This window comes from Kocuria sp. UCD-OTCP, from assembly GCF_000349605.1.
In the GTDB taxonomy this organism is placed as follows: Bacteria; Actinomycetota; Actinomycetes; order Actinomycetales; family Micrococcaceae; genus Kocuria; species Kocuria rosea.
Genome location: NZ_AOSQ01000016.1, coordinates 44,337 through 58,015, shown reverse-complemented (window position 1 = coordinate 58,015; position 13,679 = coordinate 44,337). Strand labels below are relative to the sequence as shown.

Annotated in this window: 9 protein-coding genes and 1 pseudogene; 8 read left to right on the top strand and 2 right to left on the bottom strand. The window is 71.0% G+C overall.

What is annotated here, in order from left to right; genetic code table 11:
• Positions 1-7 precede the first annotated feature (7 nt).
• The 5 genes from H488_RS24765 (at position 8) to H488_RS24745 (ending at position 4,432) form a co-directional block, all read left to right on the top strand.
• Positions 8-877 carry a sugar phosphate isomerase/epimerase family protein gene (locus H488_RS24765; protein WP_017832831.1) on the top strand — a complete coding sequence of 290 codons (870 nt, stop codon included), beginning with the start codon at positions 8-10 and terminating at the stop codon, positions 875-877.
• A complete protein-coding gene (locus H488_RS24760) occupies positions 874-2,043 on the top strand; it encodes a Gfo/Idh/MocA family protein (protein WP_017832830.1) in 1,170 nt (389 codons plus the stop codon). Before H488_RS24765 ends, H488_RS24760 begins: the two co-directional genes overlap by 4 nt.
• 46 nt (positions 2,044-2,089) lie before the next feature.
• On the top strand, positions 2,090-3,091 hold the full coding sequence (locus tag H488_RS24755) for a sugar phosphate isomerase/epimerase family protein (protein WP_017832829.1): 1,002 nt from the start codon (positions 2,090-2,092) through the stop codon (positions 3,089-3,091).
• A gap of 122 nt (positions 3,092-3,213) precedes the next feature.
• Positions 3,214-4,041, top strand: a complete 828-nt coding sequence (locus H488_RS24750; RefSeq protein WP_017832828.1) for a DUF1206 domain-containing protein — start codon at positions 3,214-3,216, stop codon at positions 4,039-4,041.
• Between the two features lie 118 nt (positions 4,042-4,159).
• Positions 4,160-4,432 (top strand): hypothetical protein, encoded by a 273-nt coding sequence (locus tag H488_RS24745; RefSeq protein ID WP_017832827.1) that lies wholly within the window; start codon positions 4,160-4,162, stop codon positions 4,430-4,432.
• 24 nt (positions 4,433-4,456) lie between these two features.
• Here H488_RS24745 and H488_RS24740 read toward each other — a convergent pair whose 3' ends face one another.
• Positions 4,457-5,311 carry an SDR family oxidoreductase gene (locus tag H488_RS24740; protein ID WP_031282667.1) on the bottom strand — a complete coding sequence of 285 codons (855 nt, stop codon included), beginning with the start codon at positions 5,309-5,311 and terminating at the stop codon, positions 4,457-4,459.
• 305 nt (positions 5,312-5,616) lie between these two features.
• Between H488_RS24740 and uvrB the strand changes: the two genes are divergently transcribed.
• The 3 genes and pseudogenes from uvrB (at position 5,617) to H488_RS24725 (ending at position 10,851) form a co-directional block, all read left to right on the top strand.
• Positions 5,617-7,737, top strand: coding sequence for an excinuclease ABC subunit UvrB (uvrB, locus tag H488_RS24735; RefSeq protein ID WP_017832825.1), 2,121 nt, complete (start codon positions 5,617-5,619; stop codon positions 7,735-7,737).
• Between the two features lie 285 nt (positions 7,738-8,022).
• Positions 8,023-9,012: pseudogene (locus H488_RS24730) on the top strand (TerC family protein); the annotation flags it as partial.
• Positions 9,013-9,522: 510 nt separating this feature from the next.
• Complete coding sequence (locus H488_RS24725; RefSeq protein WP_017832823.1) at positions 9,523-10,851, top strand: TerC family protein; 1,329 nt, start codon at positions 9,523-9,525, stop codon at positions 10,849-10,851.
• Positions 10,852-10,963: 112 nt separating this feature from the next.
• Here H488_RS24725 and H488_RS24720 read toward each other — a convergent pair whose 3' ends face one another.
• Positions 10,964-13,576, bottom strand: coding sequence for a DEAD/DEAH box helicase (locus H488_RS24720; RefSeq protein ID WP_017832822.1), 2,613 nt, complete (start codon positions 13,574-13,576; stop codon positions 10,964-10,966).
• Positions 13,577-13,679: the final 103 nt, after the last annotated feature.

The following is a 13,679-nucleotide window of genomic DNA, read 5'->3' as shown; positions in this document are numbered from 1 at the left end:
CAGACCCGTGCAGCGCCCGATCGCCGTCAACACCTGGGTGTGGGAGTCCCCCCTCACCGACGCGAACCTGCCCCCGCTCCTGGCGAGGATCGCGGACATGGGCTTCGACGCCGTCGAGCTCCCGCTGGAGAACGTCGGCGACCTCTCGGCCGGGGCGGTGCGGGACGCCCTCGGCGGGCTCAGCCCGCTGCTCGTCGGCGCCATGGCGCCCGGGCGCGAGCTCGTCCTGGCGGACGACGCCGTGATCACCCGCACCCAGCACTATCTCAGCGCCTGCATCCGGCTGGCCCACGACATCGGCGCCCCGGCCGTGTGCGGGCCCTTCTACGCCCGCACGGGCCGGGTGTGGCGGATGGACGCGGCGGAGCGCGCGGACGCCTACGCGCAGCTGCGGCGCCGTCTCGCCCCGCTGGCCGCCGAGGCCGAGGCCGCCGGGGTGGTCCTCGGCATCGAACCGCTCAACCGCTACGAGACGTCCCTGCTCAACACCACCGCCCAGGCGCTCGAGGCCCTCGGGCCGCTGCTGGGCCACGGCGTGGGACTGGCCCTGGACACCTACCACCTGAACATCGAGGAGCGCTCCTCCGCCGACGCCGTCCGGGCGGCCGGCCGGCACCTCGTCCACGTCCAGGTCTGCGGCAACGACCGGGGAGCCCCCGGCGGGGACCAGACGGACTGGACGGGCATCTTCGACGCCCTGGACGCCGTCGGCTACACCGGCGCCCTCAGCATCGAGAGCTTCACCGCCCGCAACGCCAGCATCGCCACCGCCGCCTCGATCTGGCGGCCCCTGGCCGAGAGCCAGGACCAGCTCGCCGAGGACGGACTGGCGTTCCTGCGCTCGTGCGCCGCCCGGTCCCCAGGAGGACACCCATGACCACCACCGTGCCCGACCCCGCCGCTCCCCCCGCCCACGGGAGCGCCCTCCTGGGCGTCGCCGTGCTCGGCCACTCCTTCATGGGCAAGGCCCACTCCAACGCCTGGCGCAACGTCAACGCCTTCTACCCCACGCCCCGCGTGGCGCAGAAGGTGCTGGTGGGCCGGAACGCCGGGCACGTGGCCGAGGCCGCCCGGCGGTACGGCTGGGAGGAGAGCGGCACCGACTGGCGGTCGGTGCTGGAACGGGACGACGTCCACGTCGTCGACATCTGCACCCCCGGCCACCTGCACGCCGACATGGCCGTGGCCGCCCTCGAGGCCGGCAAGCACGTGCTCGTGGAGAAGCCGCTGGCCAACACGGTGGCCGAGGCCGAGCGGATGGCGGCCGCCGCGGCCGCCGCCCGGACCCGCGGCGTCCACTCCATGGTGGGCTTCAACTACCGCCGGGTGCCGGCCCTGGCACTGGCCCGGCAGCTGATCGCGGACGGCCGCGTGGGCCTGGTCCGGCAGGTCCGGGTCAGCTACCTGCAGGACTGGCTCGCCGACGAGCACGCGCCCATGACCTGGCGCCTGCGCCGGGAGACCGCCGGGTCCGGGGCGCTGGGCGATCTCGCCTCCCACGCCGTCGACCAGGTGCGCTTCCTCCTGGACTCGCCGGTCACGTCCGTCTCCGGGACGCTCACCACGTTCGTCCCCACCCGGACGGGGGAGGACGGCCCCGAGCCGGTGACGGTCGACGACGCCGCCTGGGCCACCCTGCGCACCGCCTCCGGGGCGGTGGTCGGCCTGGAGGTCTCCCGCTGCGCCACCGGCCGCAAGAACGCCCTCGGGATCGAGGTCTACGGATCGCTGGGCGGGCTGCGCTTCGACCTCGAGCGGCTCAACGAGCTGCACCTGTTCGACGCCACCGCGCCGCCGGACACCCAGGGCAGCAGCCGGATCCTTGTCACCGAGGCCACCCACCCCTACGTGGGGGCGTGGTGGCCGGCCGGGCACGTCCTGGGCTGGGACCACACGTTCACCAGCCAGGCCGCCGAGCTCCTGCGGTCCATCGACACGGGGACCCCGGCCGCCCCCGGGTTCGAGGACGGCCTGGAGGTCCAGCGGGTGCTCGCCGCCGTGACGGACAGCGCGGCGCGCTCCGGCGCCACCGTCCACCTCTGACCCCGGACGAGCGGAGCACCGCTCTCCCCGACCCGAAGGACCGACGATGGGACACCACCCCTACACGCTGTTCACCGGCCAGTGGGCCGACCTCCCGCTCGAGGAGGTCGCCGAGCTGGCGGCCGGCTGGGGCTACGACGGCCTGGAGATCGCCGTCTCCGGCGAGCACCTCGACGCCTGGCGGTGGGACGACGACGCCTACGTCCAGGACCGGCTCGACATCCTCGAGCGCCACGGCCTCGGGGTCTGGGCCATCTCCAACCACCTCAAGGGCCAGGCGGTCTGCGACGACCCGATCGACTTCCGGCACGAGTCCATCGTGGGACCCCGGGTCTGGGGCGACGGCACGCCCGAGGGAGTGCGCACCCGCGCCGCCGAGGAGCTGCAGCACACCGCACGGCTCGCGCGGAAACTGGGCGTGGACACCGTGGTCGGCTTCACCGGGTCCTCCGTCTGGCAGTACGTGGCGATGTTCCCGCCCGTCTCCCAGGACGTGATCGACGCCGGGTACCAGGACTTCGCGGACCGGTGGAACCCCATCCTGGACGTCTTCGACGAGTGCGGGGTGCGCTTCGCCCACGAGGTCCACCCCTCCGAGATCGCCTACGACTACTGGTCCACGCACCGGGCGCTGGAGGCCATCGGCCACCGCCCGGCCTTCGGGCTGAACTGGGACCCCAGCCACTTCCTGTGGCAGCAGATCGACCCGGTGGCGTTCATCTCCGACTTCGCGGACCGGATCTACCACGTGGACTGCAAGGACACGAAGATGCGGACCGGCGGTGGGCGCAACGGCGTCCTGTCCTCGCACCTGCCCTGGGGCGACCCCCGCCGCGGCTGGGACTTCGTCTCGACCGGACGGGGGGACGTGCCGTGGGAGGACAGCTTCCGGGCCCTCACCGCCATCGGCTACGACGGACCGATCTCCGTGGAGTGGGAGGACGCCGGCATGGACCGCCTCCGGGGCGCCCCCGAGGCCCTGGCCTTCCTGAAGCGCTTCGACTTCGCCCCCTCCGGCGCCTCGTTCGACGCCGCCTTCCGGCAGTAGCCGGCCCGGGGCGGCACCCCGGCGGGCCCCGGTCCGGGGCGTACCCCGGTGTCAGCCGAACGGCGTCGTGGACACCGGCGGTCCGCAGGCGCACGATGGAGACCCACACCGCAGGAGGAACCATGGGCGAGGTCGGCCGGCAGGCCACGAGGGCGGCCGACGCCGCGGACGACGCGACGGACTCCCGCGGGTTCGTCCTCGCGGCCCGCGCCGGGTACGTGGCGGCGGGTCTGCTGCACGTCATGATCGGGGTCATCGCGCTGCGCGTGGCCACCGGCGGCTCGGGCTCGGCGGACCAGTCGGGGGCGGTCGCCGCGCTCGCCGGCAGCCCGGGCGGCACCGTCCTGCTGTGGGCGTGCTTCCTCGGCTGCGCGGCGCTCGCCGTCTTCCTGTTCAGCGAGATCTTCTTCGGCGCGACGCAGCGCTCGGACCGGGACCGGCTCAAGCACCGCGTCAAGATGGGCGGCCAGGCGGTCGTCTACGGCGCCATCGGCGCCGTGTTCGGGACCTACGCCCTCGGCGGCACGAGCGACAGCAGCGGGTCCACCCAGTCGCTCAGCGCCCGGCTCATGGCGCACCCGGCCGGCACTGTCCTGCTGATCGCCGTGGGGCTGGGCCTCGTCGTCGCCGGCGCCTTCTTCGTCCACCGGGGCGTGACGAGGTCCTTCCGGGAGAACCTGAAGAGCCTGCCGCCGGGCACGGCCGGCAGGGCGGTCATGTGGCTGGGCACGGCCGGCTACGCGGCCAAGGGCGTGGCCCTGGCGGTGCTCGGGGTGCTCGTCGTCGTCGCCACGGTGCGCAGCGACCCGGAGCAGTCGTCGGGGCTGGACGGTGCGCTCAGGGCCCTCCAGGAGCAGCCCTTCGGGGCGTGGATCCTCGGGGCCGTGGCCCTGGGCCTCATCTGCTACGGGGTCTTCATGGTGGTCCGGGCCAGGTACCAGCGGATGTGACCGCGCCCTCCCGGCACGCCGTCCGGGGTGCCCGGGGCTGCCGGCCGACCGGCCTTCGCGGGGCGCGGCACGAGGAATAGAATGGTCCCATCCGCACCGCGGTCACCTGGGGGACGCCATGTCTGAAGAGCAGCACACCGTCAACGAGGACGCGCCGTCGTCGGGCTACCGCCTCCTGGACCGGTTGAACCAGATCGCGCTCAAGATCTACGGTGCGGCCGATCGCGTGGCGCCGGAGACCCACGGCGCCGGGGAGAGCGAACGGGCCCACGCCTGGTACGAGGAGTGCCAGAAGCACTTCGTGATCGAGCGGGACGAGCACGGCAACGAGTACCTCTACCACCGCGACGACTCCCGCGGCGGCCCCCGGGCCGGGACGTCCCGCAACTGACGGCCCCGCCCGCGGCACGGCGCGTCAGCGCATCGCGCGCAGCGCGTCCACCAGTGCCGTGGTGCGCCGGCCGAGCAGCCGCGACAGGTCCCCGGTGACGAGGTCCAGCGCGCCGTCCTCGATGTTGGCGTCCAGTGCGACCAGGAACCGCGCGGTGCTCTCGTCCACGCCGGTCCGCTCCAGCTCCGCCAGGTGCTGCTCGGGCGTGAGCCGCCGGTAGGTCACCTCCCGGTCCAGGACCTCGGTCAGCGCGGCGGCCAGCTCGTCGAAGCTCCACGCCACGTCCCCCGAGAGCTCGTAGGTCTGCCCCGCGTGGCCGTCCTGGGCGAGGACCGCGGCGATCGCCTCCGCGTAGTCCTCGCGGGTGGCGCTGGCCACCCGGCCGTCCCCGGCACTGGCCAGGACCACGCCGGTGGTCTCCGCGTGCCGCAGGGCCGGCTCGAAGTTCTCGGTGTACCAGCCGTTGCGCAGGATCGTGAACGGGAGCCCGGACGCGGCGATCGCCTCCTCCGTGGCCAGGTGCTCGTCGGCGAGCAGCAGCTTCCCGCGGTCGGCGCCGAGGGCGCTGGTGTAGACGAGGCGGGACACCCCGGCCCGGACGGCGGCGTCGACCGCGTTCCGGTGCTGGGGAACCCGGATCCCCACCTCGCTGCTGGAGATGAGCAGGACCGTGTCCGCCCCCGCGAACGCCTCGTCGAGGGTCGCGGGCTCGGTGTAGTCGGCCCGGACGGTGGCCAGGCCCAGCTCCCGGAGGGCGCCGAGCTTCTCCTCGTCGCGGCCGGCGGCCACGAGGTCCGGCAGCTGCACGTCCAGGCGCAGCAGGGAGCTGATGACGTGGCGGCCCAGCCGGCCGGTCGCGCCGGTGATGACGATGGACACGGTGTTCCTCCCGGTGGTGGCCCGGCCGCTGCCGGCGGGGCCCTTTTCGAAGNCACCCACTGGGCGATGCCCCCGGAGATCAGCACCATGAGCATGATGAGGACCACGATGAGGACCAGCATCAGCGTGACGAGGAGGTTCAAAAACCGCTTCGAAAAGCCGGCACCCGCCCGGCGCGGCGGTGTGCCCTGTGCAACGGGCGGCGCCCGCGGCGTATTTCCGGCGGGCGGCCCCGGCGGCCGCGGGGCCGATCGCCTCCGGAGGAACCCGGCCTCCGTGTCCGGGGCGGCGCGTAGCCTGGTGCCATGAGCCTCGCCCAGAAGATCAACCGTGTCGTCGCCCCCTTCGAGGTCATCTCCGACTACGTGCCCGCCGGCGACCAGCCCCGGGCCATCGAGGAGCTCGCCGCGAGGATCGAGGCGGGGGAGAAGGACGTCGTGCTGCTCGGAGCCACCGGCACCGGCAAGTCCGCGACCGCCGCGTGGCTCATCGAGCGCGTCCAGCGGCCCACCCTCGTCATGGTGCAGAACAAGACGCTCGCCGCGCAGCTCGCCAACGAGCTGCGGGAGCTGCTGCCCAACAACGCCGTCGAGTACTTCGTGTCCTACTACGACTACTACCAGCCCGAGGCCTACGTGCCGCAGACGGACACCTTCATCGAGAAGGACTCCTCCATCAACGAGGAGGTCGAGCGGCTGCGGCACTCCGCGACCAACGCGCTGCTGACCCGCCGGGACGTCGTCGTGGTCGCCACCGTGTCCTGCATCTACGGTCTGGGCACCCCCGAGGAGTACGTGGCGCAGATGGTCACGCTGCGCCGGGGGGAGGAGATGGACCGCGACGAGCTGCTGCGCCGGTTCGTGAACATGCAGTACGCGCGCAACGACGTCGACTTCCACCGCGGCACGTTCCGCGTGCGCGGGGACACCGTGGAGATCATCCCGATGTACGAGGAGCACGCGGTCCGGGTGGAGTTCTTCGGCGACGAGATCGAGTCGATCTACACCCTGCACCCGCTCACCGGGGAGATCATCCGGGAGGAGACGGAGATGTACGTCTTCCCCGCCTCCCACTACGTGGCCGGCGCGGACCGGATGGCCACGGCCGTGAAGTCCATCGAGGACGAGCTCGCCGCGCGGCTGAAGGAGCTGGAGTCCCAGAACAAGCTCGTCGAGGCCCAGCGGCTGCGGATGCGCACCACGTACGACCTCGAGATGATGGAGCAGATGGGCTACTGCAACGGCATCGAGAACTACTCGTTGCACATCGACGGCCGCCCCCGCGGCTCCGCCCCGCACTGCCTCATCGACTACTTCCCGGACGACTTCCTGCTGGTGGTCGACGAGTCCCACGTGACGATCCCGCAGATCGGCGGCATGTACGAGGGGGACATGTCCCGCAAGCGCACCCTCGTGGAGCACGGCTTCCGGCTGCCCTCGGCGATGGACAACCGCCCGCTGAAGTGGGACGAGTTCCTGGGGCGCATCGGCCAGACCGTCTACCTCTCGGCCACGCCGGGCAAGTACGAGCTGTCCCAGGCGGACGGCTACGTGGAGCAGATCATCCGGCCCACCGGGCTGATCGACCCCGAGGTGGTCGTCAAGCCGACCAAGGGGCAGATCGACGACCTCCTCGACGAGATCAACGTGCGGGTCGAGCGGGACGAGCGCGTGCTCGTCACGACCCTCACCAAGCGCATGGCCGAGGACCTCACCGAGTACCTCATGGAGCACGGGGTCAGGGTCCAGTACCTGCACTCGGACGTGGACACCCTCCGCCGCGTGGAGCTGCTGCGCGAGCTGCGGATGGGCACGTTCGACGTCCTCGTGGGCATCAACCTGCTGCGCGAGGGCCTGGACCTGCCCGAGGTCTCCCTGGTGGCGATCCTCGACGCCGACAAGGAGGGCTTCCTGCGCTCCACGACGTCCCTCATCCAGACGATCGGCCGTGCCGCCCGCAACGTCTCCGGCCAGGTGCACATGTACGCGGACCGGATCACCGACTCCATGGCCACGGCCATCGAGGAGACGAACCGGCGCCGGGAGATCCAGGTCGCCTACAACACGGAGCACGGGATCGACCCCCAGCCGCTGCGGAAGAAGATCGCGGACATCACCGACCAGCTCCAGCGCGAGGAGGAGGACACCCGGGAGCTGCTCGCCCGCCGTGCCGCCGCCGGGAAGAAGACCGCGCCGACCGGGGCGAAGGGCGGGCGGGACGCCGTGACGGCCGCGGAGGACAAGCTGCGCCGGGACGGGTTCGCGGCCGCGCCGGCGGAGGACCTCACGGACCTCATCGCTCAGATGACGGAGCAGATGCAGGCCGCGGCCGCCGAGCTGCAGTTCGAGCTCGCCGGGCGGATCCGCGACGAGCTCGCGGACCTCAAGAAGGAGCTGCGGCAGATGCAGCAGGCAGGGCACGCCTGAGCCCGCTCCGGCCGGGACCGGGACCCGGGGCCGCGTCCGTTCCCGGCGTTCTCCCAGGTTCGGGTAGAGTGCTCTCCGCGTAGGGGAGTATCCCTCAGCGCTGCGGTCGTCAGCACGCCGGGCAACGGAGCCGGGCCGGTCGCAGCGACCGCACCTCGGCACCCGGGCCTCCAGCCCGCCGGGGGCGGTGGAGAGACTTGCGGCTCATCGTGATGCCCCGGTCCGCCCCGTTCCCCGGACGACGCCGACCCGCGGGCTCACCCATCTCCAAGCGAAAGAACTCGCGTGCACACACAGCTACCCGCGTGGTTCGAGATCGGCTCCTTCGTCGTTCTCGGCTGCATCCTTCTCTTCGACCTGATCATGGTCGCCAAGCGCCCCCACGAGCCCTCCATGAAGGAGGCCGGCATCTGGGTGGGCGTCTACGTGGCCCTCGCCCTGGTCTTCGGCGCCCTGATGTTCGCCTTCGCGGGCGCCGAGCAGGGCACACAGTTCGTGGCGGGCTGGATCACGGAGTACAGCCTCAGCATCGACAACCTGTTCGTGTTCATCGTGATCATGACCCGCTTCGCGGTGCCGCGGAAGTACCAGCAGGAGGTGCTGATGGTGGGCATCATCATCGCGCTGGTCCTGCGCGGGATCTTCATCCTGCTGGGCGCCACGATCATCGCAAACTTCTCCTGGGTCTTCTACCTCTTCGGCGTCTTCCTTCTCTGGACGGCGTACCACCAGGCCAAGGACGACGGCGAGGACGAGTCGGAGGAGAACGGCCTCATCCGCAGGCTGCGCACCGTGGTCCCCATGACGGACCGGTACGACGGCAACAAGCTGCGCACCACCGTGGACGGCAAGAAGCTCTTCACCCCGATGCTCGTCGTCTTCGTGACCATCGGCGTGACCGACCTGATGTTCGCCTTCGACTCCATCCCGGCGATCTTCGGGCTGACCCAGAGCCCGTTCATCGTCTTCACGGCCAACATCTTCGCCCTCATGGGCCTGCGCCAGCTCTACTTCCTGCTCGGCGGGCTCATGGAGCGGCTCATCTACCTCAAGCACGGACTGTCGCTGATCCTGGCGTTCATCGGCGTCAAGCTCATCCTGCACGCCATGCACGAGAACGAGGTGCCCTTCATCAACGGCGGCGAGCACATCGGGTGGGCCCCCGAGATCCCCACCTTCGTGTCCCTCGGCGTGATCGTGGCCATCATCGTGGTCGCCACGGTCGCCTCGATGGTCAGCCCGAAGGGCCGGTCCGCCCACGCCGTCGCCGAGCTGCACCGGGCCATCGAGGTCTACCGGGGCATCCCGGAGGGCACCCCCACCCAGGAGATCCGCATCGTGCAGGCCGAGCTCGTGCAGAAGCACCGTGCGGCCCGCGGTGCCTCGGAACGCTCCGCCGTGGAGCTGCCCGACCTCCACGAGCACACGGGCAAGACCGCGGAGGAGCACCACAGCGAGAGCCGGCACCTGGAGCACGCGGAGCACCGGGAGGCCCGGCACTGAGCACCACCGCAGGCTGAGCGCCCGGGACCGTCCTCGACGGCCCGTGCGGGGAGGGGCCCGGTCCGCCGCACGGCGGACCGGGCCCCTGGCCGTGCCGGCCGGGACGTCCGTATAGACTGGGCCGAGCCTAGGGGAGTATCCCTCAGCGCTGTGGACGTCAGCACGTCGGGTGCCACAACCCGGCCGGACGCAGCGGTCGAGCCCAGCACTGGACCGGAACGGTCCGGCGGGAACGGCGGAGAGACTTACGGCTGTCCCGTACTCGACCCCGAAAGCAGAACCATGGAAGTCTCACTCACCGTCTGGATCGTCACCATCGCGGCCATCATCGGCCTGCTGCTCTTCGACTACGTGTTCCACGTGCGCAAGGCCCACGAACCGCAGCTCAAGGAAGCCGCGATCTGGTCCGCGATCTACGTGGGCATCGCCCTCCTCTTCGGCCTGTTCGTCCTCGTCCAGTGGGGCGGCCGGTACGCCGGCGAGTACTACGCCGGGTACATCACCGAGAAGGCGCTGTCGGTCGACAACCTCTTCGTCTTCCTCATCATCATCGCGTCCTTCAAGGTCCCGCGCGAGGACCAGCAGAAGGTCCTGCTGTTCGGCATCACGTTCGCCCTGATCGCCCGCACCGCCCTGATCTTCGTGGGCGCCGGGCTGATCAACCAGTTCGCCTGGATCTTCTACCTGTTCGGCCTCATCCTGCTGCTGACGGCCGGCTCCCTGATCAAGGGCGAGCTGTCCGAGTCCGCCCACGACGAGGCGGACAACTTCATCATCCGCACCGCCAAGCGCTTCATGCACACCTCCGACGAGTACGACGGCGACAAGCTGTTCACCATGGAGAACGGCAAGAAGGTCATGACGCCGATGCTGCTCGTGATGGTGGCCATCGGCGGCACCGACGTGCTCTTCGCGCTGGACTCCATCCCCGCGATCTTCGGCCTGACCCAGCAGACCTACCTGGTGTTCACCGCCGTGGCGTTCTCCCTCATGGGCCTGCGCCAGCTCTACTTCCTCATCGACGGTCTCCTGGACCGCCTCATCTACCTCTCCTGGGGCCTGGCGATCATCCTCGGCTTCATCGGCGTCAAGCTCATCCTGCACGCCCTGCACGAGAACAACCTGGGCTTCATCAACAACGGTGAGCACGTGGAGGTCGTCGAGGTCGGCATCAGCCTCTCGCTGACCGTCATCGTGGGGGTGCTGATCATCACCGTCCTGGCCTCCCTCTACAGCCCCAAGGGCCGGGCCCTGCGCGTGCTCAACGGCCTGCAGACCGTCGCCGAGAAGTACGTGACCCTGCCGCAGGACGCCCCCGCCGGGGAGCGCCAGAAGCTGGCGGAGAAGGCCGCGAAGTACCAGCGGCAGATGCCGAAGATCTCCGACAAGCACCGCCAGGAGCTGCTCGAGTCCGAGAAGCAGTTCCACGAGCTCCTGGACCGCGCCCGCGGCAAGCACCGCGAGTTCGAGCGCACCGGGGTGGGCCCGGAGCCGGACGCCGTGCCGGCCCCGGAGGCCGAGGCCCTCTCCGGTGCCCGGGCCGAGACCCAGGAGTCGGCCGGCACCACGACCCCGGACGCCCCCCGCGGCGGCGGCAGCTCCGCCGTCTGAGCCACCCCATCCCGGTGCCCCGCGCACCGGGAGCAGGAGCCCCCGGCGCGCACCGAGCAGGTGCGCACCGGGGGCTCCGTCGTCGTGGGAGGGACCGCCGGGCGGCCCCGGCTCAGCGGCCCGTCTCGGTGATGGGCCCCACGTTGTCCACGACCACCGCGGGGAAGCCGTCCTCGTCCGAGGCCCGCAGGTCGATGCGGGCGTTGATGCCCCAGTCGTGGTGGCCGTCCGGGTCGTCGAAGACCTGCACCACGGTCCAGAACCCCGGCAGGCCCTCGGGCTGCTCGTCGATCCGGATCAGCCCCGGCCCCCTCGACTGGGGGTCCGTGTAGATGTCCTCGTGCTCGCCGAAGTACGCGTCCATGGCGTCCGCCCACCGGTCCCGGTCCCAGCCGTGCTCGCCGTCGAGGGCGCCCAGGACCTTGTCCTTCTCGTCCGCGAACAGCTCGACGCGCTGGAACAGCGCGTTGCGCACCATGACCCGGAACGCCCGCGGGTTGGACGTGATCACGGGGGGCTGCTCGTCGATGAGCTCCTCGAGGGAGTCAGCGGAGGTGCCCATGGGGGACTCCTCCCCGGCGGCCAGCTTCTCCCACTCGTCGAGCAGCGAGTTGTCGGTCTGCCGGATGAGCTCGCCCAGCCACTCCACGAGGTCCTCGAGGTCCTCCCGGAGCAGGTCCAGGGGCACGGTCTGGCGCAGCGCCTTGTAGGCGTCGGAGAGGTAGCGCAGCAGGATGCCCTCGGAGCGGGCCAGGCCGTAGAACTGCACGTAGTCGCCGAACGTCATGGCGCGCTCGTACATGTCCCGCACCACGGACTTGGGCGTCAGCTCGAACTGCGCCACCCACGGGGCGCCGGTGCGGTACGTCTCGAACGCCTGGGTCAGCAGCTCCTCGAGCGGCTTGGCGTAGCTGACGTCCTCGAGCTCCTTCATCCGCTCGTCGTAGTCGAGGCCCTCGGCCTTCATCGACGCCACGGCCTCCCCGCGGGCCTTCTTCTCCTGCATGTTCAGGACCTGGCGGGGCTTCTCCAGGGTCGCCTCGATCACGGAGACGACGTCCAGGGCGTAGCCCGGGTCCTCCCGGTCCAGCAGGGTGAGGGCGGCGAGGGCGAAGGGGGACAGCGGCTGGTTGAGGGCGAAGTTCTCCTGCAGCTCCACGGTCAGCCGCCAGGTGCGGCCCTCCTCGTCGGGCTCCGGGAGCTTCTCGACGACGCCGGCGGCGCGCAGCTCCTTGAGGATGCCGATGGCCTGCTTCAGCAGGGCGCGCTGCCGCGGCCGCGTCTCGTGGTTGTGGGTCAGCAGGTGCCACGCCGCGAGCACCGGGTCCCCGGGGCGCTGCAGGAGGTTGAGCAGCATCGAGTGGGTCACCGTGAAGGACGAGGTCAGCGGTTCCGGATCGGAGGCGACCAGGGTCTCGAACGTCGGCTTCCCCCAGGACACGAAGCCCTGCGGCGGCTTCTTCCGCACCACCTGCCGCAGCTTCTTCTGGTCGTCGCCGAACTTGGCGTGGGCCTTCTTCATGGCCTTGTTGTTCTCGATGACGTGCTCGGGAGCCTGGACCACCACGGTGCCCGCCGTGTCGTAGCCGGCGCGTCCGGCCCGGCCGGCGATCTGGTGGAACTCGCGGGCGTTGAGCCGGCGGGTGCGCTCGCCGTCGAACTTGGACAGCGCCGTGATGACCACGGTGCGGATGGGCACGTTGATGCCCACCCCCAGGGTGTCGGTGCCGCAGATGACCTTGAGCAGCCCCGTCTGGGCGAGCTGCTCCACGAGCCGGCGGTACTTGGGCAGCATCCCGGCGTGGTGGACCCCGATGCCGTGGCGGACCAGCCGGTTGAGGGTCTTGCCGAAGCCGGCCGAGAAGCGGAACCCGGCGATGAGCTCGCCGATGCGCTCCTTCTCCTCCTTGGTCAGCACGTTGACGGACATCAGGTTCTGGGCCTGGTCCATGGCCTGCAGCTGGGAGAAGTGCACCACGTAGACCGGGGCCTGGTTGGTGCTCAGCAGCTCCTCGAGGGCCTCGTGGATGGGATCCTCGGACCAGTAGTGGTGCAGCGGGATGGGCCGCTCCGCGGAGGACACCGTCGTGGTCGGGCGGCCCGTGAGCTCCGTGATCCCCTCCTCGAAGCGGGAGACGTCCCCGAGCGTGGCGCTCATGACCAGGAACTGCGCCTGGGGCAGTTCCAGCAGCGGCACCTGCCACGCCCAGCCGCGCTGCGGGTCGGAGTAGAAGTGGAACTCGTCCATCACCACGGGCCCCACGTCCGCGTCCCGGCCCTCGCGCAGGGCGACGTTGGCGAGGATCTCCGCGGTGCAGCAGATGATGGGGGCCGCGGCGTTGACCGCGGAGTCCCCGGTGACCATGCCGACGTTCTCCGCGCCGAAGATCTCCACGAGCGAGAAGAACTTCTCGGACACGAGCGCCTTGATCGGGGCGGTGTAGTACGAGCGCTGCCCGGCGGCGAGACCCGCGTAGTGCGCCGCGACGGCCACCGTGGACTTCCCGGACCCGGTCGGGGTCGCGAGGATCACGTTGGACCCGCTCGCGAACTCGAGCACGGCCTCGTCCTGGGCGGGGTAGAGCTCCATGTCCCGGGAGGCGATCCAGCCGAGGAACCCCTCGTAGACCTCGTCCCCGGACAGGGCGTTGGTGGCGAAGTCGCCGCGGTAGTACGGGTGGCCCGGGGTGCCGAGCTCGGGGGAGAGGGCTTCGAGGAGTTTCATCGTCCTCCACTGTATCGGGACGGCGCGCCCCGGCCCGTGCCGGTTCCGCGCCGCCGGGGCCCGCGCGAGGACGGCGGGGCACTGGCCGGGACGCCCCGGGTCC